General features: G+C 66.8%; 16 protein-coding genes. 14 read left to right on the top strand and 2 right to left on the bottom strand.

All coding sequences use genetic code 11. The annotated features are described in order from the left end of the window. Nucleotide 1: 1 nt before the first annotated feature. Together IPU70_RS00235 and IPU70_RS00230 are read left to right on the top strand one after the other, a co-directional pair. Complete coding sequence (locus IPU70_RS00235) at nt 2-1,777, top strand: GMC family oxidoreductase (protein WP_207464121.1); 1,776 nt, start codon at nt 2-4, stop codon at nt 1,775-1,777. A gap of 12 nt (nt 1,778-1,789) precedes the next feature. Further along, the gene (locus tag IPU70_RS00230; protein WP_207464120.1) at nt 1,790-3,103 is read left to right on the top strand and encodes a cytochrome c; all 1,314 of its coding nucleotides are present in this window, start codon (nt 1,790-1,792) and stop codon (nt 3,101-3,103) included. Nucleotides 3,104-3,198: 95 nt separating this feature from the next. On the opposite strand, the gene IPU70_RS00225 is transcribed toward IPU70_RS00230, so the two are convergent. Further along, nucleotides 3,199-3,558: an Atu4866 domain-containing protein gene (locus IPU70_RS00225; protein WP_207464119.1), complete on the bottom strand. Its 360-nt coding sequence runs from the start codon at nt 3,556-3,558 to the stop codon at nt 3,199-3,201. Next, complete coding sequence (locus IPU70_RS00220) at nt 3,555-4,046, bottom strand: carboxymuconolactone decarboxylase family protein (RefSeq protein WP_242702238.1); 492 nt, start codon at nt 4,044-4,046, stop codon at nt 3,555-3,557. The genes IPU70_RS00225 and IPU70_RS00220 overlap by 4 nt, the downstream gene beginning before the upstream one ends. Before the next feature lie 145 nt (nt 4,047-4,191). Here IPU70_RS00220 and IPU70_RS00215 point away from each other — a divergent pair, with 145 nt between their 5' ends. From IPU70_RS00215 to IPU70_RS00160, 12 genes are all read left to right on the top strand, one after another. Next, nucleotides 4,192-5,091, top strand: a complete 900-nt coding sequence (locus tag IPU70_RS00215; protein ID WP_207464118.1) for a LysR family transcriptional regulator — start codon at nt 4,192-4,194, stop codon at nt 5,089-5,091. Between the two features lie 259 nt (nt 5,092-5,350). Next, the gene (locus IPU70_RS00210; protein WP_207464117.1) at nt 5,351-5,863 is read left to right on the top strand and encodes an ATP-binding protein; all 513 of its coding nucleotides are present in this window, start codon (nt 5,351-5,353) and stop codon (nt 5,861-5,863) included. A 69-nt stretch (nt 5,864-5,932) separates the two neighbouring features. Beyond that, nucleotides 5,933-7,576, top strand: a complete 1,644-nt coding sequence (locus IPU70_RS00205) for a VRR-NUC domain-containing protein (RefSeq protein ID WP_207464116.1) — start codon at nt 5,933-5,935, stop codon at nt 7,574-7,576. Continuing rightward, a complete protein-coding gene (locus tag IPU70_RS00200; RefSeq protein ID WP_207464115.1) occupies nt 7,573-9,843 on the top strand; it encodes an ATP-dependent DNA helicase in 2,271 nt (756 codons plus the stop codon). The genes IPU70_RS00205 and IPU70_RS00200 overlap by 4 nt, the downstream gene beginning before the upstream one ends. 111 nt (nt 9,844-9,954) lie before the next feature. Then, the gene (locus tag IPU70_RS00195; protein ID WP_207464114.1) at nt 9,955-10,350 is read left to right on the top strand and encodes a hypothetical protein; all 396 of its coding nucleotides are present in this window, start codon (nt 9,955-9,957) and stop codon (nt 10,348-10,350) included. Nucleotides 10,351-10,452: 102 nt separating this feature from the next. Further along, on the top strand, nt 10,453-11,919 hold the full coding sequence (locus IPU70_RS00190; protein WP_207464113.1) for an amidase: 1,467 nt from the start codon (nt 10,453-10,455) through the stop codon (nt 11,917-11,919). Nucleotides 11,920-12,167: 248 nt separating this feature from the next. Continuing rightward, a complete protein-coding gene (locus IPU70_RS00185) occupies nt 12,168-13,787 on the top strand; it encodes a methyl-accepting chemotaxis protein (RefSeq protein WP_207464112.1) in 1,620 nt (539 codons plus the stop codon). Then, nucleotides 13,787-14,308 carry a chemotaxis protein CheW gene (locus IPU70_RS00180; RefSeq protein ID WP_207464111.1) on the top strand — a complete coding sequence of 174 codons (522 nt, stop codon included), beginning with the start codon at nt 13,787-13,789 and terminating at the stop codon, nt 14,306-14,308. The genes IPU70_RS00185 and IPU70_RS00180 overlap by 1 nt, the downstream gene beginning before the upstream one ends. Continuing rightward, entirely contained in the window at nt 14,305-15,579 is a 1,275-nt protein-coding gene (locus tag IPU70_RS00175; protein WP_207464110.1) for a protein-glutamate O-methyltransferase CheR, read from the top strand. The genes IPU70_RS00180 and IPU70_RS00175 overlap by 4 nt, the downstream gene beginning before the upstream one ends. Further along, nucleotides 15,572-16,234 carry a chemotaxis protein CheW gene (locus IPU70_RS00170; protein WP_207464109.1) on the top strand — a complete coding sequence of 221 codons (663 nt, stop codon included), beginning with the start codon at nt 15,572-15,574 and terminating at the stop codon, nt 16,232-16,234. The genes IPU70_RS00175 and IPU70_RS00170 overlap by 8 nt, the downstream gene beginning before the upstream one ends. Then, entirely contained in the window at nt 16,231-18,498 is a 2,268-nt protein-coding gene (locus IPU70_RS00165; protein ID WP_207464108.1) for a hybrid sensor histidine kinase/response regulator, read from the top strand. Before IPU70_RS00170 ends, IPU70_RS00165 begins: the two co-directional genes overlap by 4 nt. Beyond that, complete coding sequence (locus IPU70_RS00160; protein ID WP_207464107.1) at nt 18,495-19,505, top strand: chemotaxis response regulator protein-glutamate methylesterase; 1,011 nt, start codon at nt 18,495-18,497, stop codon at nt 19,503-19,505. The genes IPU70_RS00165 and IPU70_RS00160 overlap by 4 nt, the downstream gene beginning before the upstream one ends. Nucleotides 19,506-19,509 lie beyond the last annotated feature (4 nt).

Genomic DNA, 19,509 nt, shown 5'->3' with positions numbered 1-19,509 from the left:
CATGGCGACCAAAAAAGACAAAGTCGATGCGGTGCTGGTCGGGTTCGGCTGGACCGGCGCGATCCTCGGCCAGGAGCTGACCGAGGCAGGGCTGCACGTGCTGGCGCTGGAGCGCGGCGCGATGCAGGACACGCCCAAGGATGCCGAGTATCCCAAGGTCGCCGACGAGTTGGCGTACTCCGTGCGCGGCAAGCTGTTCCAGGACCTGTCCAAGGAAACCGTGACCATACGCCACGGCGTGGATGACGTGGCCGTGCCGTACCGCCAGAACGGTTCGTTCCTGCTGGGCACGGGCGTGGGCGGGGCGGGCTTCCACTGGAACGGCATGCACTACCGCGTGCTGCCCGAAGAGCTGGAGCTGCGCACCCGCTACGAAACGCGCTACGGCAAGAGCTTCATCCCGGAAGGCATGACCATCCAGGATTTCGGCGTGACCTACGATGAGCTGGAACCGTACTTCAGCAAGTTCGAGTACGTGTGTGGCACGTCCGGCAAGGCCGGCAACCTTAATGGTCAGATCGTCGAAGGCGGCAATCCGCTGGAGGGCAAGCGCAGCAAGGAATTCCCGCTGCCGCCCCTGACCACCACCTACGGCGCGCAGCTGTTCGACAAGGCGGCGCGCGAAGTCGGCTTTCATCCGTATCCGGCGCCCGCGGCCAATGCCTCGGGGCCGTACACCAATCCGTACGGCGTGCGCCTGGGACCCTGTAATTTCTGCGGTTTCTGCGAGAACTACGGCTGTTATATGTATTCGAAGGCTTCGCCGCAGACCACCATCCTGCCGGTGCTGCTGAAGAAGCCCAACTTCGAGCTGCGCACGCAATCCCACGTGATCAAGGTCAACCTGGACTCGACCGGCAAGAAGGCCGTGGGCGTGACCTACATCGACGCGCAAGGCCGCGAGATCGAGCAGCCGGCCGACCTGGTGATCCTGTCGGCCTACCAGATGCACAACGTGCGCCTGCTGCTGTTGTCCGGCATTGGCAAGCCTTACGATCCCAAGACCAATGAAGGCGTGGTCGGCAAGAACTACGCCTACCAGATGAACGGCGGCGTCAACGTGCTGCTGCCCAAGGGCACCCAGCTCAATCCCTTCGTGGGCACGGGCGCGGGCGGCGTGGGCATGGACGACCTGAATGGCGACCAGTTCGACCATGGCCCGCTGGGCTTTCTGGGCGGCGCCAGCATCCGCCACGTGCGCTATGGCGGCCGTCCGATCAAGCAGACGCCCACCATGCCGGGCACGCCGAGCTGGGGCACGGGCTGGAAGGCGGGCGTGCAGGACGCGTACCAGCGCCACATGACCATAGGCATTTCCGGTTCGGTGATGTCGTATCGAGACGCCTACCTGTCGCTGGACCCGACCTACAAGGACAGCTTTGGCCAGCCTCTGTTGCGCATGACCTTCGATTGGCATGACAACGAGTTCGACATGCTGGGCTATATGGGCAAGCGCATGGAAGACGTAGCCAAGGCCATGAAGCCCGAAAAGTACGCCGTAGGGGTGCGCAAGAAGGGCGCGCGCTACGACACGCGGGTGTACCAGAGCACGCACAACACGGGCGGCGCCATCATGGGCACCAACCCCAAGGAAAGCGTGGTCAACAAGTACCTGCAAAGCTGGGACGTGCCCAACCTGTTCGTGATGGGGGCCTGCGCGTTCCCGCAGAACATGGGCTACAACCCCACGGGCCTGGTCGGGGCGCTGGCCTACTGGTCGGCGCAGGCCATCCGCGACCAGTACCTGAAGAACCCCGGCCCGCTGGTTCAGGCTTAAGGAGACGGCACAATGATTAAGCAGACCATTGTTGCGGCTCTTTCGGCCCTGGCGGCAAGCGCGGCGTTCGCCGCCGACGGCACGCCTGCCGCCGCCGACGCGCAGATGATCAAGCAAGGCGAGTACCTGTCGCGCGCCGGCGACTGCATCGCCTGCCACACGGCCAAGGACGGCAAGCCGTTCGCGGGCGGCCTGGGTATCGATTCGCCGCTGGGCATGATCTATTCCACCAACATCACGCCCGACAAGGACACCGGCATCGGCGGCTATACGTACGAGGACTTCGACCGGGCCGTGCGCCACGGCGTGGCCAAGGACGGACACTCGCTGTATCCGGCCATGCCGTACACCGCCTACGCCAAGGTCACGCCCGAGGATGTGCAGGCCTTGTACGCCTACTTCATGCACGGCGTGGAGCCGGTCAAGCAGGAGAACAAGGACACCGACATCATCTGGCCCTTGTCGATGCGTTGGCCGCTGGGCGTGTGGCGCTGGATGTTCGCGCCCGACGTGGCCACGGCGCCCGCGACCGCCGACACGCAAGGCGCCGACCGCGCCGCGCTGCTGCGCGGCCAGTACCTGGTCGAAGGCCTGGGCCATTGCAGCACCTGCCACACGCCGCGCGGCGTCGCCTTGCAGGAAAAGGCGCTGACCGAGGCGGACGGCTCGGCCTTCCTGTCGGGCGGCGTGGTCGAAGGCTGGCTGGCCAAGAACCTGCGCGGCGACACGACCGACGGCCTGGGCGGCTGGAGCCAGGCCGACATCGTGGCCTTCCTGAAGTCCGGCCGCAACGGCCACTCCGCCGCCTTCGGCGGCATGGCGCAGGTCGTCGGTGACAGCACCCAGCATCTGTCCGACGCCGACTTGAACGCCATCGCGGCCTACCTGAAGAGCCTGCCGCCGGTGAACAAGGATGCGACCAAGCCGCTGGCCTACGACGAGTCCGTGGCACAGGCGCTGCGTACGGGCAAGGACAAGGGCGACGGCGCCATGGCCTTCCTCAACAACTGCGCGGCTTGCCACCGCAGCACGGGCAAGGGCTACACGGAGACCTTCCCGCAGTTGGCGCTCAGCTCCACGGTGAACTCGGCGGATCCTGCCTCCCTGATCCACATCGTGCTCAAGGGCGCGCAGATGCCGGCCACCACGGCGGCGCCGACCGCCTATGCGATGCCGGGCTTCGACTGGCGCATGAGCGACAAGGAGGTCGCCGAGGTGGTGACGTTCGTGCGTTCCAGCTGGGGCAACCAGGCGGCGGCCGTCACGGCGGCCGACGTGGCCAAGGTGCGCAAGGACGTGGGGGCGGCACCGCAGCCGGCACGCTGATATCCCCGCTCCATCGCCTGGCGTGAAGGAAGGCGGCGCCGGCAGGCCACGCGGTTTGCCGGCGCCGTTTCAAATCCAAAGTCCAAGCGCGACGCCTATTCTTGCTGGCGCCTATACAAGATCATTCCGCCGTGGTGCAAGACGCCATCGATGAAATCCCCATCGGCGGTGAAGCCGGTGTCATCCCAATATTCAATGTGGTTGCCGCTTACCTCGTATCGGCCTTGATAGGCGCTTTCGATTTCTCCGCGCGCCTCGTCATAGCGGCCGCTCGGCAGGAGGTTGTGGCGTATCCGGCCATCCTTGGTCACCCACATGCCGACGTAGGGATGGTTTGCCACTTGTCGGGTGGCGGGAGCGGTGTTGTTAGTCATCTGGGCGGCGCTTTTCTGGAGAGGGGCGGAAATTGCGGCGACGATGGCGATGGCCGCGTAAAGCACGGAGGGGCGGATCATGGCTTCGTCCCCCGGAATTCCCGGGCCGTAGCCGCGCGCTGCTGGGCGAAGATTTCGGACAGGGCTTGCGACGCGGTAATCGCGCGTGGAAAGCCGGCAGGCACGGTCACCAGATATATGGCTTCCTTCAGTTCTTCCTCGGCGACTCCAATGTTCAGGGCGTATTGGGCATGGATCTTCATGAAAGCGAATTCACCCATTGCCGCGAACACCGCGACAGCCGCAATCTGGCGGATGCGGGGATCCAGGCCGTCCCGGGACCAGACATCGCCCAATGCATAGCCTTCGGTCGCCTGAGCCAGGAACGGAAACTCGGCGCGCATGCGCTCCAGATTTGGCTGCGTAGCGCCTTTGTTCAGACTGCGCAGGACCTCCGAGCCCCGCTGCATGCGGCGCTCGGTAGTGTCGGTGACGGCGGGGGGTTCGGTTGCCAAAGCGGATCCTGCCAGCGCCGACGTCGCCAGGATCATCCCGGCAATGGTTGGCATTCCACGAGCCATGACTGATCTCCTTTTCGAGAGGTTTTTTTGTGTACTCCATGGAGAGATGAACTCCATGAGCAGCACTGTAGGTACTCTTGATTGGCGTGATAAGCTGGCCGCTGCTTTATGGCTTGGGAAGGTTTGCTAACCAATGGACGCTGATTTCAATGCGCTGGCAACGTTTGTGTTCGTGGCTGAAGAGAAGAATTTCCGGGCGGCGGCGGATCGCATCGGCGTCTCGCGTTCGGCAGTAAGTCAAACGATCGCGCGATTGGAAAGCATGATGGGCGTTGCGCTGGTCCGGCGCACGACGCGCAGCGTCAGTCTGACGGAAGCGGGAGAGCGGTTGTTTGCCGAAGTGGCCCCGGCCTTGGCCGATATGCGAACAGCCTTCGAGGCCACGGTGAACCTCCAAGGACCTCCGCGAGGGCAGCTACGCCTGACGGTATCTTCGATTGCCGAGCGCTTTCTTTCGGGAGCGATGTTGAGCACGTTTTCGCAGGCGAATCCGGAAATCCAGCTCGACGTCACGGTGACTGACGAGGAGTTCGACATCGTGGCCGAAGGCTACGATGCCGGAGTTCGCCTGGGCGAAGTGATCGAGCAGGACATGATTGCGATTCCCATCGTTGGCGACGAACGGCAAATGGTGGTGTGCGCTCCGGCCTTCCGTGATCGGCATGGCATGCCCATGCATCCCCGGGATCTCCCGAGATATCGCTGCATCGGGTGGCGCCCGGCGCCGAAGGCGGTTCCCTATCGCTGGGAGTTTGCAGAGGATGGCAAAGATTTCAGCGTCCAGGTTGAGCCGGAAATCACCACCAACGACATGGCGCTGATGATCAAGCTTGCGGTTGCCGGAGCCGGAATCACCTTCGGCATGGAAGAGAGCTTTCGCCCAACCATTGCACGCGGAGAACTGATTTCTTTGCTCGACGAATTCTGTCCGACATTCCCCGGTTTCTATCTCTATTATCCCAGCCGGCGAAATATTCCTCCCAAGCTTCGAGCCTTGATTGAGCACGTGCAGGCGTTTCGCCAAGGTGGATGAACAGGCGTACCGCGTCGGGTCAGCAGCTGGCGAAGGACTCATGGCTGGGGCCGCGTTTTTCATGGGCGATTTGACAAGCCCCGATGCCGGGCGCACGCTACGCTACATGCATAGTTCCGCAACTTCCCTCGCGCTGATTATTACCACCATCAGGTCCATGGTGGGTTAGCGCGCGTCGGTATATCGCTACATAAACCCGCCAGAGGCGGGTTTTTTGTTGCCCGCCTCCTGCCTGCAGTTTTTCCCAGGAGAGCACTTCATGATGTCCACTGATCCTTCCCCCTCGGCCACGCCCATGCTGCACTTCCTGTGCGGCAAGATCGGCTCCGGCAAATCCACGCTGGCGCAGCAACTGGCGGCGCAGCCTGGCACCATCCTGCTCAGCGAGGACAGCTGGCTGGCGGCGCTTTATCCGGGAGAAATCGTGGACTTGGCCGACTACGCCCGCTGCGCCAGCCGTCTGCGCAATGCGATGGGCAGCCACGTGGCGGCGCTGGTGCGGGCGGGTTTGTCGGTGGTGCTGGACTTCCCGGCCAACACGCGACGCAGCCGCGAATGGCTGCGCCAAGTGGCGCAAGATGCCGGCTGCGCCCATCGGCTGCATTACCTGGATCTGCCCGACGAGGTCTGCAAGGCCAGGCTGCACGCCCGCAATGCGTCGGGCACGCATCCCTACACCACCACGGACGAGCAGTACGACGCGATCACCGCGTACTTCGTCGAGCCGGACGAAGACGAAGGGTTCCATCTGCTGCGCCACGGGCAGGGCTGAAGCGGCGCACGCCAGCCGGCCGCGCCTGCTATGATTGCTGGATAAATATCCAGTTATCCGGCCCGGCCGATGTTTCCCGCCTACCGCTACTACTATTTGCACAACTTCCAGCGCGCATTGACGTGGGTGGGCGACCGCTACGCCGACCTGCTGGATGACGCCGAGCGCCGTTTCATGACGGATTTCCCGGCCCTGCCGCAGGCCTCCCAGGCGCTGATGGTGCGCATGCTGATGCGGCGCGGCCCGTGGTTCCGCGCCGGCCGGCTGGTCTATGAAGAGATCGGTGCGGCCGAGGCCGTGGCCCAGCCGCTGCTGGCGCTGGGCTGGCTGGACCCGCGGGCGCCGATGACGCTGGACGAGCTGTTCGGGCTGCACACCAAGCCGGAATTGAACCGCATGTTTGCCGATCTGCCGGTTAAATCCGTCTTGCGCAAGGGTGATCTGCTGGAGGCCGCGCGCGCGGCCAACGCGGAGGCGCGGCCTTACGCGCAATGGAACCCGGGCGCGGACGAGCCGGTCTGGCGCGTGACCGTGACGGACATTTGCGAACGCTTCCGCCTGATGTTCTTCGGTAATCTGCATCAGGACTGGTCCGAGTTCGTGCTGGCCGATCTGGGCGTGTTCCAGTACGAGACGGTGCCGTTCGAGGCCTCGTCCCGCGCCTTTCAGACGCGGCAGGATGTGGATTGTTACCTGGCGCTGCACGCCTGCCGCGTGGCGTTGGACGAAGGGGCCGACACCGATGCGCTGATGCAGGCCGTGCAGGGCTGTGCCAGCGGCAATCCCTGGCTGGAAAAGCGCCGCGCCAAGGTCCTGCTGCGCCTCGGGCAGGCTTGCGAGCGGGCGCAGGACTGGGACGCCGCGCAACGCGTATACGAGGCCTGCTCGTATCCCGGCGCGCGCCACCGCCGCATCCGCGTGTATGAGCGCATGGCGCGGCCCGGCGATGCGCTGGCTCTGGCGCTGCAGGCGCAGGCGGCGCCCGAAAGCGAAGAGGAAAGCCAGCGCCTGGCGCGCATGTGGCCGCGCCTGTATCGGGGCGCGGGGCAGGGCGTCCCGGCGCGTGAGCCGGCTCCTGCCTTGCTGCGCACCGACCTGACGCTGGCTCGGCCGACCGAGCCCGCCCCGGTGGAGTTCGTCACGCGCGACCATCTGCACCGGGACGACGCGCCTGTGCACTACGTGGAAAACGCGCTGATCAATTCGCTGTTCGGGCTGCTGTGCTGGCCGGCCGTATTCGCGCCCCTGCCGGGCGCCTTCTTCCATCCATTCCAACGTGGTCCTGCCGACCTGGACGCGCCGGATTTCCACCAGCGCCGCGCGGCGCTGTTCGCGCAATGCCTGGCGCAACTGGACAGGCCGGACTACCGGGACTTGATCCTGCAACGCTACGCCGACAAGTCGGGCCTGCAATCGCCTTTCGTGTTCTGGGGTTCGCTGTCCGAGGACTTGCTGACGCAGGCGCTGGAATGCCTGCCGGCCGCGCATCTGAAGCTGTACTTCGAACGCCTGCTGCGGGACGTCAAGACCAACCGCTCCGGCCTGCCGGACCTGATCCGCTTCTGGCCGTCCGAGCGCCGCTACGAGCTGATCGAGGTCAAGGGTCCGGGCGACAAGCTGCAGGACAACCAGATCCGCTGGCTGCAGTACTGCGTGTCGCATGGCATGCCGGTGCGGGTGTGCCACGTCAGCTGGCGCGAGGACGCGGCATGAGCTACGCGGTGGCGGTGCGCGCGCTGTGCGAATTCACGGCGCGGACAGGGCACCTGGACCTGCGCTTCACGCCCGCGCCCACCGGCCTGGAGGGCATGGCGGGCCACGCGACCGTGACGGGCCGCCGCGGGCCGGCGTACGAGACCGAAGTGGCCCTGTCAGGGCAGCATGAAACCCTGCTGGTGCGCGGCCGCGCCGATGGCTACGACCCTGTGGCCAAGCAGCTCGAAGAGATCAAGACCTACCGCGGCCAGCTGGACAGCGTGCGCGACAATCACCGCGCCGTGCATTGGGCGCAGGTCAAGGTATACGGACATCTGCTGTGCCAGGCGCGCGGACTCGGCAGTCTGCGCGTGGCGCTGGTGTATTTCAACGTGGTCACCGAGGAAGAGACGATACTGGTGGAAACGCACGAGGCCGCCGCGCTGGAAGCGTTCTTTCGCGAGCAATGCGGACGTTTCCTGGCCTGGGCGGCGACCGAACTGGCGCACCGCCAATCACGCGATGCGGCGCTGGAGGCGCTGAAGTTTCCGCACGGCGAATTCCGCGCCGGGCAGCGCGAGCTCGCTGTGGCCGCGTACCGCTCGGCACGCGACGGCGGCTGTCTGATGGCCCAGGCGCCCACGGGCATAGGCAAGACGCTAGGCACGATCTTTCCGCTGCTCAAGGCCAGCCCGGGCGCGGGCCTGGACAAGATTTTCTTCCTGGCGGCCAAGAGCCCGGGACGCGGCCTGGCGCTGGAGGCGTTGGACACCGTCAACGCGCAGCCCGTCGCGCCTGGCCTGCGGGTGCTGGACCTGCAGGCGCGCGACAAGACCTGCGTGCATCCGGACCTGGCCTGCCACGGCGAATCCTGCCCGCTGGCCCAGGGCTTCTACGATCGCTTGCCGCAGGCGCGCGAGGCCGCGCTGGCGCACGCGCGCCTGGATGCCGCCACGGTGGCGGCCGCCGCGCGCGAGCACCAGGTCTGCCCGTACTACCTGTCGCAGGAACTGATCCGCTGGAGCGATGTGGTGGTGGGCGACTACAACTACTACTACGACGCCACGGCGATGCTGTACGCCATGACGCAGGTCTACCAATGGAAGGTGGCGGTGCTGGTGGACGAGGCCCACAACCTGGTCGACCGGGCGCGTCGCATGTACACGGGCGAGCTCGACCAGGCCTCGCTGGCGGCCGCGCGCTACGCCGCGCCCAAGGCGCTGAAGAAATCCCTGGACGGACTGCAACGCTCCTGGAATGCGCTCAACAAGAAGCAGGCTGAACGTTATCAGGCCTATGACGAGGTGGCGGCCGGGGTGCTGGCGGCGGTGCAGAAGGCGGTGGGCGCGATCATGGAATACATGGCCGAATCTCCGTTGTCGCAGGACGATCCGGTGCTGGCGTTCTATTTCGAGGCTTTGCAGTTCATGCGGCTGGCCGAGCAGTTCGGCTCGCATGCGCTGTTCGACGTGACCCGGTCTGATGCAAGCGCCGCCGGCGCCAAGACTCCGCCCTCCGTGCTGTGCGTGCGCAACGTGATCCCGGCGCCATATCTGGCGGCGCGCTACGCGGCGGCGCACGCCACGGTGCTGTTCTCCGGCACGTTGAGCCCGCAGCAGTTCTACCGCGACACGCTGGGCCTGCCCGCGGCCACACCCTGGCTCGACGTGGCCGCGCCATTCCAGGCCGAGCAACTGGCGGTGCGGGTGGTGGGCAACGTGTCCACGCGCTATCGCGACCGCGAGCGCTCGCTGGAACCCATCGTCGAACTGATTGCGCGGCAGTATGCGGAGCGGCCGGGAAACTACCTGGGCTTTCTCAGCAGCTTCGACTATCTGCGCCAGGTGTCGGACCTGATGCGCGAGCGCCACCCGGCGGTGCCGATCTGGCTGCAGACGCCTGGCATGGACGAGGCCGGGCGCGCCGCGTTCCTGGCGCGCTTTACCGAAACCGGGCAGGGCGTGGGCTTCGCGGTGCTGGGCGGCGCTTTCTCGGAAGGGGTGGACTTGCCCGGCAAGCGTTTGATCGGCGCCTTCATCGCCACGCTGGGACTGCCGCAGGTGAATGCCGTGAACGAAAACATGAAGCGCGCCATGGACCAGCGCTATGGCGTGGAGAACGGCTACGACTACACCTACCTGTATCCCGGCATGCAGAAAGTGGTGCAGGCAGCGGGCCGCGTCATCCGCACCGAACACGACGTGGGCACGGTGCACCTGATCGACGACCGCTATCGCCGCGCCAAGGTGCGCGGCCTGCTGCCCGGCTGGTGGCGGGTGGATTGATCAGGCGGGGCGCAGTTCCGTCAGTGGCTGGTGGTGTCTTGATCTGGCGCTAAGGACTGCGCCTGCCTCGCGTATCATCCGGCCTTCGCTTTTCTGACTCCGGATGCATCGATGACCCGTTCCCGTTTCCTGGCCGCTTGCGGCCTGCTTTGCGCCTTGGCGTCCAATCCCGCCTTGGCCCGCGAGCGCGACTTGCCTTACACGGACGCGGACCTGTGGTCCAAGAAAAAGGCGGGCGACCTGATCACGCTATGCAGGAAGGAAACTCCCGCGATCCTCAAGCAGATGGTCGCCGAAGACCAGAGCTCGCCGTTGTACCAGGCGACCGACCTGGACGTTCCCGACGTCTACGACGTGATGCAGGACGTCGGGCCGTTGGTATGGATGATCAGCACCGACTACACCTTCACGGACGCCAGCGGCAGGAAACGCGAGTTTGTCGCGTCCTGCCTGTTCGACAGGAAAGGAAAGTCGGGGTTCGATACGGTGTCCAACGAGCCCTCCTGATCCGCGGGCGTAATATTGTCTGCCTGCGCGGCCGGTGTCCGGCCAGCGCCGCCCAATATGACAAGGCGCCCCGTTTCGAGGTGCGCCATAAAGGAGACAAGCATGTCCATCGCCGCCCCGTTGAATGACATCGTGGCCATGCCCGGCCACGCGCTGTCCGAGGCGATCCGGCAGCGCCAGGTGTCCTGCCGCGAGGTCATGGCCGCCTATCTGGCGCACATCGACCGGGTCAACCCGAAGCTGAACGCCATCGTCGCCCGGCGCGACAGCGACGAACTGCTGCGCGAGGCCGACGAGCGCGATGCTCAGCTGGCCGCGGGCCAATGGCTCGGCTTTCTGCATGGCATGCCGCAAGCGCCCAAGGACCTGACCGCGGTGCGCGGCATGGTCACATCCATGGGCTCGCTGGTCTACAAGGATCAGGTCACGGCGCACGATTCCATCATCATCGAGCGCATGCGCGCGTCCGGCGCCATCTTCATCGGCCGCAGCAACGTGCCGGAGTTCGGCCTGGGCTCGCATACCTATAACCCGGTGTACGGCGTCACCGGCAATCCCTACGATCCGTCCAGGACCGCGGGTGGCAGCAGCGGCGGGGCGGCGGCGGCCCTGGCGGCGCGCATGCTGCCCGTGGCGGACGGCAGCGATTTCGGCGGCTCGCTGCGCAATCCCGCGGCGTTCTGCAACGTCTACGGCATGCGGCCCTCGGCCGGTCGGGTGCCCTATGGGCCGTCGACCGAGGTATTCCTCAAGCAGCTGGCCTACGAAGGGCCGATGGGCCGTTCGCCGCGCGACGTGGCCATGCTGCTGTCCGTGATGGCAGGGCCGGACAAGCGCGTGCCGCTGTCCCTGACCGGCGACCCGGCCCAGTTCGCCCAGCCGCTGGACGCCGACCTACGCGGCAAGCGCGTGGGCTGGCTGGGGGACTGGAACGGCTACCTGCCGATGGAGGCGGGCATCCTGGAATTGTGCGAACAGGCGCTGGCCGACCTGGCGCAGACCGGCTGCGAGGCGGTCGACTACCAGGTGCCGTTCGCCGGCGAACGCCTCTGGCGCATCTGGCTGGCCCACCGCCACCTGATGGTGGGCGGACAGCTCCATCCTCTGGTCCACAATCCCGAAACGCGCAAGCTGGTCAAGCCGGCGGTGATCTGGGAGGTCGAAGGGTTGGAAGGCATGACGGCGCGGCAGGTCTATCAAGCCACCGAAGAGCGCAGCGCCTGGTACCAAACCGTGCTGCGCATGTTCGAGGACGTGGATTTTCTGGCGGTGCCGTCGGCCCAGGTGTTTCCCTTCGATGCGGCGCTGGACTGGCCCAAGGAGATCGCCGGGCGCCCCATGGACACGTATCACCGCTGGATGGAGACCGTCACGCCCTGGACCCTGGCGGGCTGCCCGGTGATCAGCGTGCCGGTGGGATTCAATGCCACCGGGCTGCCCATGGGCATGCAACTGATTGGACCGCCCCAGGCCGACCTGGCCGTGCTGCAGCTGGCGCACGCCTACGCACAGGCGCGCGACTGGGTGGAATCCAGGCCACCCGCGGCGCTGTGGGGCGCAACTGCCTGAAAACGGGTCCGGTACGCATTGTTGCGGGAAAAGACAAGCCCTTGTAAGAGGGCTTTGCTTTTTCCCGACGTAAACCGCCATATTTGCCGCAAATTCAGCGTTTTCCGTGGCTGGGGGCCTTTGCCTTTGCAATAATTGTCATCCAACTCACAACATCCCGTAATAAATGGACAGCCTTGTGTCCCCTGTTCTGTTCCAGAATATTTCGGTCCAATCGACGAGTTGATTTTGCATAGAGGTTTCCCGGCATGAAGAATCTGACACTACGCCAGCGCATCCTGGCCAGCTTCCTGGCGATCCTGGCCATCATGGCGTTGATGGTGGTGATGGATTACCGGCGCCTGCTGGTCATCGAGTCGGAAGTCGAGTTGATCAACAACGACGCCGTGCCCGGCATCTACTACAGCACCTCGATCCGCGCCTCCTGGTTCGCCGGCTTCGTGGTGGTGCAGGACGCGTTGAACATGGATACGGAGCAGGAGCGCAACACCATCCTGGCCGGCTTGCCCGAGACGGATAAATTGCTGGCGGACCATACCGAACAGTACCGCCGCACCATCGCGCGCGAAGACGATCGCGGGATGTTCAGCGAGTTCGAGAAGGAACTACAGGACTACAAGCGCATCCGCGCCACGGTGCTTGCGCCCGCCACGCTGGCGGACCCGGCGCGGGCGCAAGCCCTGATCAAGGCGGAGCTGCGGCCCGCGTTCTACAAGGGCCGCGACATCCTGGCCAAGATGGTGCAGGAAAACAAGAGGCAGGCGGACGAAGCCGCTGTCGCCATCAAGCAATCGGTGGACAGCGCCGAAGTCCGCATGCTGGTGTCGCTGGGCTTGGCGATCGTCGCCGCCATCATCTGCGGCATCCTGCTGATGCGCGCCATCGCCAATCCGATGCGCGCCATCGTCAAGACCCTGGAAGCGACGGGCGGGGGCGATCTGACGCGGCGCCTGACGCTGGCGCGCAAGGACGAATTCAACGCCATTGAAACCGGCTTCAACGGCATGGTGGACGAGCTGACCGGACTGGTCGGCAAGACGCAGCGCTCGGCAGTGCAGGTGGCCACCTCGGTGACCGAAATCGCGGCCACCTCCAAGCAGCAGCAGGCCACGGCTTCCGAGGTCGCCGCCACCACCACGGAGATCGGCGTTACCTCGCGCGAAATCTCCGCCACCTCGCGCGAGCTGGTGCGCACCATGGCCGAAGTCTCGGGCGCGGCCGAGCAGACCGCGGCCCTGGCGGGCAGCGGCCAGGTGGGCCTGGCGCGCATGGAGGACACCATGCGCAACGTGGTGGGCGCGGCGGGCTCGGTCAACGCCAAGCTGGCGATCCTGAACGAGAAGGCCGGTAACATCACACAAGTAGTCACCACGATCACAAAGGTGGCTGATCAGACCAACCTGCTGTCGCTGAACGCGGCGATCGAGGCCGAGAAGGCGGGCGAGTACGGCCGCGGTTTCGTGGTGGTGGCCACCGAGATCCGCAGGCTGGCGGACCAGACCGCCGTCGCCACCTACGATATCGAGCAGATGGTGCGCGAGATCCAGTCGTCGGTGTCGGCCGGCGTCATGGGCATGGACAAGTTTTCGGAGGAAGTGCGGCGCGGCATGGCCGACATGCAGCAGGTGGGCGACCAGCTGTCGCAGATCATCCAGCAGGTGCAGACGCTGGCGCCGCGCGTGCAGATGGTCAACGAAGGCATGCAGGCGCAGGCCACCGGCGCCGAGCAGATCAACCAGGCCCTGCAGCAACTGAGCGACGCCGCGCAGCAGACCGTGGAATCGCTGCGCCAGTCCACGCTGGCGATCGAAGAACTGACGCTGGTGGCCAACGACCTGCGCAGCGGCGTGTCGCGCTTCAAGGTGTGATGGCTGCCATGGCGGAGCATGCTCCCTCTGCTGCGGCCGGACGCCGGCTGTACCTGCTGTTCCGCATCGGCGGCGACCGCTATGCGCTGGACGCGAGAGACATCGCCGAGGTACTGGGCCTGCGCGAGTTCAAGCAGGTGCCGGGCGCGCCGGCCTGGGTGGCCGGCGTCATGGAACGCCGCGGCGCGGCCATACCCGTCATCGACATGAGCGCGCTGGCGGGCGGGAGCGCTGCGGCCGCCGTGACCAGCACCCGGCTGGCCCTGGTGCGCTACCGGGCGGTCCCCGGCGCGCCGGAGCATCTGCTGGGACTGATTCTGGAGCAGGCGACCGAAACCGTGCACTACGATCCTGCCGCGTTCCAGTCCGGCGGCCTGGACAATCCGGGCGCGCGCTATCTGGGCGCGGTGCTTAGCGATGCCGGTGGCATGGTGCAGGCCGTGAATGTGGGCGACCTGCTGCCGGCGCCGGTGCGGGCGCTGCTGTTTCCCGCGGATGCCGCGGGCGAGGCGCGGCCATGATGCTGATCGACGATTTCAGCGCCTTGCTCAAGCGGCGCATGGGCCTGGACAGCGGCTCCATCGGCAAGGCCGCCGTGGAGCGCGCGGTGCGGCGCAGAATGGGCCTGGCCGGCGTCGCCGACGAACAGGATTATCTGTGGCAGGTGCAGGCGTCGCCCGCCGAGATGCAGCAGCTGATCGAAGCGGTCATCGTGCCGGAGACCTGGTTTTTCCGTTATCCCGAATCTCAGGCGGCCATGGCCGCGCTGGCGCGGGCGCGCCTGTATGCCACGGGCGCGGAGAGCCGCGTGCTGCGGGTGCTGAGCGTGCCTTGTTCCAGCGGCGAAGAGCCTTATTCCATCGCGATGGCGCTACTGGACGCGGGCGTGCCTGCCGAACGTTTCCAGATCGACGCCTTCGACATCAGTGTGCGCATGGTTGAGTTTGCGCAGCGCGCCCTGTATGGCCGCAATTCCTTCCGCGGCGATGACCTGGGCTATCGCGACCGCTATTTTTCCGAGACCGCCGACGGCCATCAACTGGCCGCCCAGGTGGCGGGACAGGTGCGGTTCCAGCCGGGCAATCTGTTCGATCCCGCTCTGCTGGCCGGCGTGGCGCCCTATGACTTCGTGTTCTGCCGCAACCTGCTCATCTACTTTGACTCGGCCACGCAGGAGCGCGCGGTGCAGGTGTTGCGCGGGTTCACGCGCGAAGACGGCGTGCTCTTCGTCGGCCCGGCCGAGACCACGCTGTTGACCGGGCGCAGGCTGCCGGCGGTGCCGATGGCGCGCTCGTTCGCCTTCCTGGCCAAGCCGCTGCCGCCGCCCGCCGCGCCCGCCGCAGCGCCGGTGGCGCGCCCCATTGTGCATAGCTGGGCGCCGCCCAGACGGCCGTTGACGCAGGCGCCGGAGCCCGGCCTGCCCCTGGCGCATGCCCCGATACCGGTAATCCCTGCGGCGCCGCCGGCAGGTCAGGGCGGCGCGCAGGCATCCTTGCGCCATATCGCGGCCCTGGCCGATCAGGGCCGGGTGCAGGACGCCATGGCGCAGTGCCGGGCGCACATCGACAGTCACGGCGCCAGCGCCGAGGCGCTGTATCTGCAAGGCCTGCTGCAGGACGCGGCGGGCGATGCGCGGCAGGCGCAAGCCGCCTATCGCAAGGCGCTCTACCTGGATCCGACCCATCGCGAAGCCTTGCTGCACCTGGCCGCGCTGGTGGCGTCGGACGGCGATCACGAAGCGGCCCGCCGCTTGCAGGCGCGCGCGGCGCGCGGGGAGCTGCGACGTGGATGAGACCTTGGGCGCGCTGTCCGACGTGGACGATTGCTGGAATCGCATCGGCATCCGCGGCGACAAGAGTTGCGGGCAGTTGGCGGACCACGTGCACTGCCGCAACTGTCCGGTGTATGCGGCGGCGGCCAAGCGCATCCTCGACCGCCTGCCGCCGCAGATGGAAGACGTGGCGGGCGACGCGAGGGCGGAGGAAGGCGCTCATTTGTCCTCGCTGCTGGTGTTCCGCGTGCACCGCGAATGGCTCGGACTGCCGACGCGGGCGCTGGACGAAGTGGCCGGCATCCGCCGCATCCTGAGCCTGCCGCACCGCCGCGATCCGGCGATGCTGGGCGTGGCGAACGTGCGCGGCTCCTTGACCGTATGCGTGTCGCTGGCGCGCCTGCTGGGCCTGGAGGCTCCGGCGGGGGACCCGCGCGAGCGGCCGGCCACGGCGCGCATGCTGTTGTTGGGCGGCGCGGGGCGGGCAGTGGTGGCGCCGGTGGACGAGGTCGAGGGCATCCATGCGGTGGACCTGGACCGGCTGGAACCCTTGCCGGCGACCGTGGAGGGCGCCAGCCTGAAATACTCGCGCGGCATGGCCCGCTGCGGCAGCCGCGCGGTCGGCGTATTGGACGAGACCTTGCTGATGCAAGCTTTGGAACGGAGCCTGGCGTGAATCCGGAACAGATGCGCGACGCCTCGCTCCTGGAATTGTTCCAGCTCGAGACCCGCACCCAGGTGCAGGTGCTGAATAACGGCCTGCTGGCGCTGGAGCACGACCCGACCTCGGCGCCGCAGCTGGAAGCCTGCATGCGCGCGGCGCATTCGCTCAAGGGCGCGGCCCGCATCGTCGACCTGCATCCGGCGGTGCGTATCGCGCATGCCATGGAGGATTGCCTGGTCGAGGCGCGCGAAGGGCGGCTGCGCCTGCAGGCGGCGGACATCGATGCCTTGCTGATGGGCGCGGACCTGTTGCAGCGCGTGGCCACGCCGGGGGTGGAGCTGGGTAGCGAGATCGACGAATTGGTGGAACGGCTGAGCAATGCGCCCAAGGCGTCTCATCTGCCGCCAGCGGCGCCGGCCGCGGCGTCTGTCCCCAAGCCCGTGGATTTCCTGCCGCCGATCCCGGCCGTGGAAGAGCCGCCGGCCGCTGCACCGGCCCGGCGCAGTTCGGACCTGGGGCTGGGTGAAGGCGAGCGCGTGCTGCGCGTGACCGCCGACACGCTCAACAAATTGTTGGGCCTGTCCAGCGAGACGCTGGTGGAGTCGCACTGGATCGGGCCTTTCGGCGCGTCCATGCTGCGCCTGAAGCGCATGCAGGCGGGCGCGGTCCAGGCGCTGGACGGCGTGCGCGCGGCGCTGGCCGGACAGGCGCTGGAGGCGCAGGCGCAAGCCGCGCTGGACGATGCCCTGCGTATCGTCGAGCAATGCCAGCAGGAGCTGTCGCAGCGCACCAGCGAGGTCGATGAATTCGGCTGGCGCATGGGCCACCTGGCCCAGCGCCTGTACGACACCGCGCTGGCCTGCCGCATGCGGCCGTTCGGCGACGGGGTGGGCGGCATGGCGCGCATGGTGCGCGACGTGGGCCGCGCGCTGGGCAAGCAGGTGCGCCTGGAACTCGAAGGCGAGTCCACCCAGGTGGACCGCGACATCCTGGAAAAGCTGGATGCGCCGCTGATGCATCTGCTGCGCAACGCGGTCGACCACGGCATCGAAATGCCGCAGGACCGGTTGGCGGCGGGCAAGCCGGCCGAAGGCCGGATCCGGCTGTCGGCGCGCCACGCGGCTGGCATGCTGCTGATCGAGTTGAGCGACGACGGCGCCGGCATATCGCTGGACCGGCTGCGCGTGGAAGTGGTGCAGCGCAAGCTGGCCAGCGCGGAAACCGCGGCCCGGCTGACCGAAGCCGAGCTGTTGGAATTCCTGTTCCTGTCGGGTTTCAGCACGCGCGGCGAGGTCACCGAGATATCCGGGCGCGGCGTGGGGCTGGACGTGGTGCAGACCATGGTGCGCCAGTTGCGCGGCGCGGTGCGCATCCAGCAGCAGACCGGACAGGGTACCCGCTTCATGCTGGAGATGCCCTTGTCGCTGTCGGTGGTGCGCAGCCTGCTGGTCGAGGTGCAGGACGAGATCTATGCCTTCCCGCTGGCCTACGTCAACCACGCGCTGCAAGTGCGCGCCGAGGACATCGAGCAGCTCGAAGGGCATCAGCATTTCCGCTTCATGGATCGCCAGATCGGGCTGGTCTCCGCGCGCCAGATCCTGCGCAAGAGCGGTTCGGCGCCGGCCGGGGAAACCGTGTGCGTGGTGCTGGTGGGCGACCACGACCGGCTCTATGGCATCGCCGTGGACCGCTACGTGGGCGAACGCACGCTGGTGGTGCAGCCGCTCGATCCGCGCCTGGGCAAGGTGCAGGACGTGATGGCGGGCGCCCTGATGGACGACGGCACGCCGCTGTTGATCCTGGACGTGGAAGACATGCTGGTGTCGGTGCAGAAACTCGTCGAAGGCGGACAACTGACCCGGGTGGACGGCGCGGGCGCGGCCGAACAGACGCGGCGGCGCAAGCGCGTGTTGGTGGTGGACGATTCGCTCACGGTGCGCGAGCTGGAGCGCAAGCTGCTCCTGAACCGCGGCTTCGACGTGGCCGTGGCGGTGGACGGCATGGACGGCTGGAACATGTTGCGCAGCGAGGCGTTCGACCTGGTGGTGACCGACGTCGACATGCCGCGCATGGACGGCATCGAGCTGGTGTCGCGCATCAAGGCGGATCCCAAGCTGCAGGGCCTGCCGGTGATGGTGGTGTCGTACAAGGATAGGGAAGAGGACAGGAGGCGCGGGCTGGACGCCGGCGCGGACTATTATCTGGCCAAGGGCAGCTTCCATGACGATGCGCTGCTCGACGCCGTGGAAGACCTGATCGGAAAGGCGCGCACGTGAGAGTCGGAATCGTCAACGATATGCCGATGGCGGTGGAAGTGCTGAGGCGCGCGATCGCGCTGGAGCCGGGGCTGGACCTCGCCTGGGTCGCGACCAACGGCCAGGAGGCCGTGGACCAGTGCGCCCGCGACCGGCCGGACGTGGTGCTGATGGACCTCATCATGCCCATCATGGATGGCGTCGAAGCCACGCGCCGCATCATGGCCGAAACGCCCTGCGCGATCGTGGTGGTCACCGCCGACGTGGCGCGCCATACCTCGCGCGTGTTCGACGCCATGGGCCATGGCGCGCTGGACGCGGCGGATACGCCGGTGATCGGCAGCGGCGACATGCGCACGGCGGCGGCGCCGCTGCTGCGCAAGATCCGCAACGTGGGTTGGCTGATCGGCCGCTACGGCAAGCGGCCTGCGCTTACGCCGGTGGCCCGGCCGATGCAGCAGGCGGACGCCAAGCGCCTGCTGGTCATCGGCGCCTCGGCCGGCGGCCCGCCGGCCCTGGCGCAGTTGCTGAAGGGAATTCCGCCGGGGTTCCCCGCCGGCATCGTGCTGGTGCAGCACGTCGACGCTTCGTTCGCCGCGGGCATGGCGGACTGGCTCAACGAGCAGGCGCCGCTGCCGGTAAGACTGGTGCGCGAGGGCGAGTGGCCCGAACCCGGCCAGATACTGCTGGCCGGCACCGGCGACCATCTGCACATGCTGGCGGATGGCACGCTGCGTTACACCGAAACCCCCAAGGAAAGCCTGTACCGGCCTTCCATCGATGTTTTTTTCCATAGCGTGGCGCAGCACTGGCGCGGCATGGCCGTCGGCGTGCTGCTGACGGGCATGGGCCAGGACGGCGCGCGCGGGCTGAAGGCGCTGCGCGAGCGCGGCTACCTGACGATTGCGCAGGACCAGGCCAGCAGCGCCGTCTACGGCATGCCCAAGGCCGCGGCGGCCATGCAGGCGGCCGTGGAAATCAGCCCATTGGACCAAATCGCTCCCCGCTTGATCCAGGCGTTTGCCTGAGCGG

Origin of the sequence: Achromobacter sp. SD115 (assembly GCF_017355315.1) — a bacterium.
GTDB classification, from domain to species: domain Bacteria; phylum Pseudomonadota; class Gammaproteobacteria; order Burkholderiales; family Burkholderiaceae_B; genus Achromobacter; species Achromobacter xylosoxidans_B.
This window is presented reverse-complemented; position numbering and strand designations above follow the sequence as displayed.

What these genes read in the sequence shown, in the direction of transcription:
- IPU70_RS00200 (WP_207464115.1), top strand. Translation starts at nt 7,573, where the DNA reads ATGAGCTACGCGGTGGCGGTGCGCGCGCTGTGCGAATTCACGGCGCGG.
- IPU70_RS00175 (WP_207464110.1), top strand. Translation starts at nt 14,305, where the DNA reads ATGATGCTGATCGACGATTTCAGCGCCTTGCTCAAGCGGCGCATGGGC.
- IPU70_RS00185 (WP_207464112.1), top strand. Translation starts at nt 12,168, where the DNA reads ATGAAGAATCTGACACTACGCCAGCGCATCCTGGCCAGCTTCCTGGCG.
- IPU70_RS00195 (WP_207464114.1), top strand. Translation starts at nt 9,955, where the DNA reads ATGACCCGTTCCCGTTTCCTGGCCGCTTGCGGCCTGCTTTGCGCCTTG.
- IPU70_RS00180 (WP_207464111.1), top strand. Translation starts at nt 13,787, where the DNA reads ATGGCTGCCATGGCGGAGCATGCTCCCTCTGCTGCGGCCGGACGCCGG.
- IPU70_RS00220 (WP_242702238.1), bottom strand. Translation starts at nt 4,046, where the DNA reads ATGCCAACCATTGCCGGGATGATCCTGGCGACGTCGGCGCTGGCAGGA.
- IPU70_RS00225 (WP_207464119.1), bottom strand. Translation starts at nt 3,558, where the DNA reads ATGATCCGCCCCTCCGTGCTTTACGCGGCCATCGCCATCGTCGCCGCA.
- IPU70_RS00235 (WP_207464121.1), top strand. Translation starts at nt 2, where the DNA reads ATGGCGACCAAAAAAGACAAAGTCGATGCGGTGCTGGTCGGGTTCGGC.
- IPU70_RS00210 (WP_207464117.1), top strand. Translation starts at nt 5,351, where the DNA reads ATGATGTCCACTGATCCTTCCCCCTCGGCCACGCCCATGCTGCACTTC.
- IPU70_RS00190 (WP_207464113.1), top strand. Translation starts at nt 10,453, where the DNA reads ATGTCCATCGCCGCCCCGTTGAATGACATCGTGGCCATGCCCGGCCAC.
- IPU70_RS00230 (WP_207464120.1), top strand. Translation starts at nt 1,790, where the DNA reads ATGATTAAGCAGACCATTGTTGCGGCTCTTTCGGCCCTGGCGGCAAGC.
- IPU70_RS00205 (WP_207464116.1), top strand. Translation starts at nt 5,933, where the DNA reads ATGTTTCCCGCCTACCGCTACTACTATTTGCACAACTTCCAGCGCGCA.
- IPU70_RS00215 (WP_207464118.1), top strand. Translation starts at nt 4,192, where the DNA reads ATGGACGCTGATTTCAATGCGCTGGCAACGTTTGTGTTCGTGGCTGAA.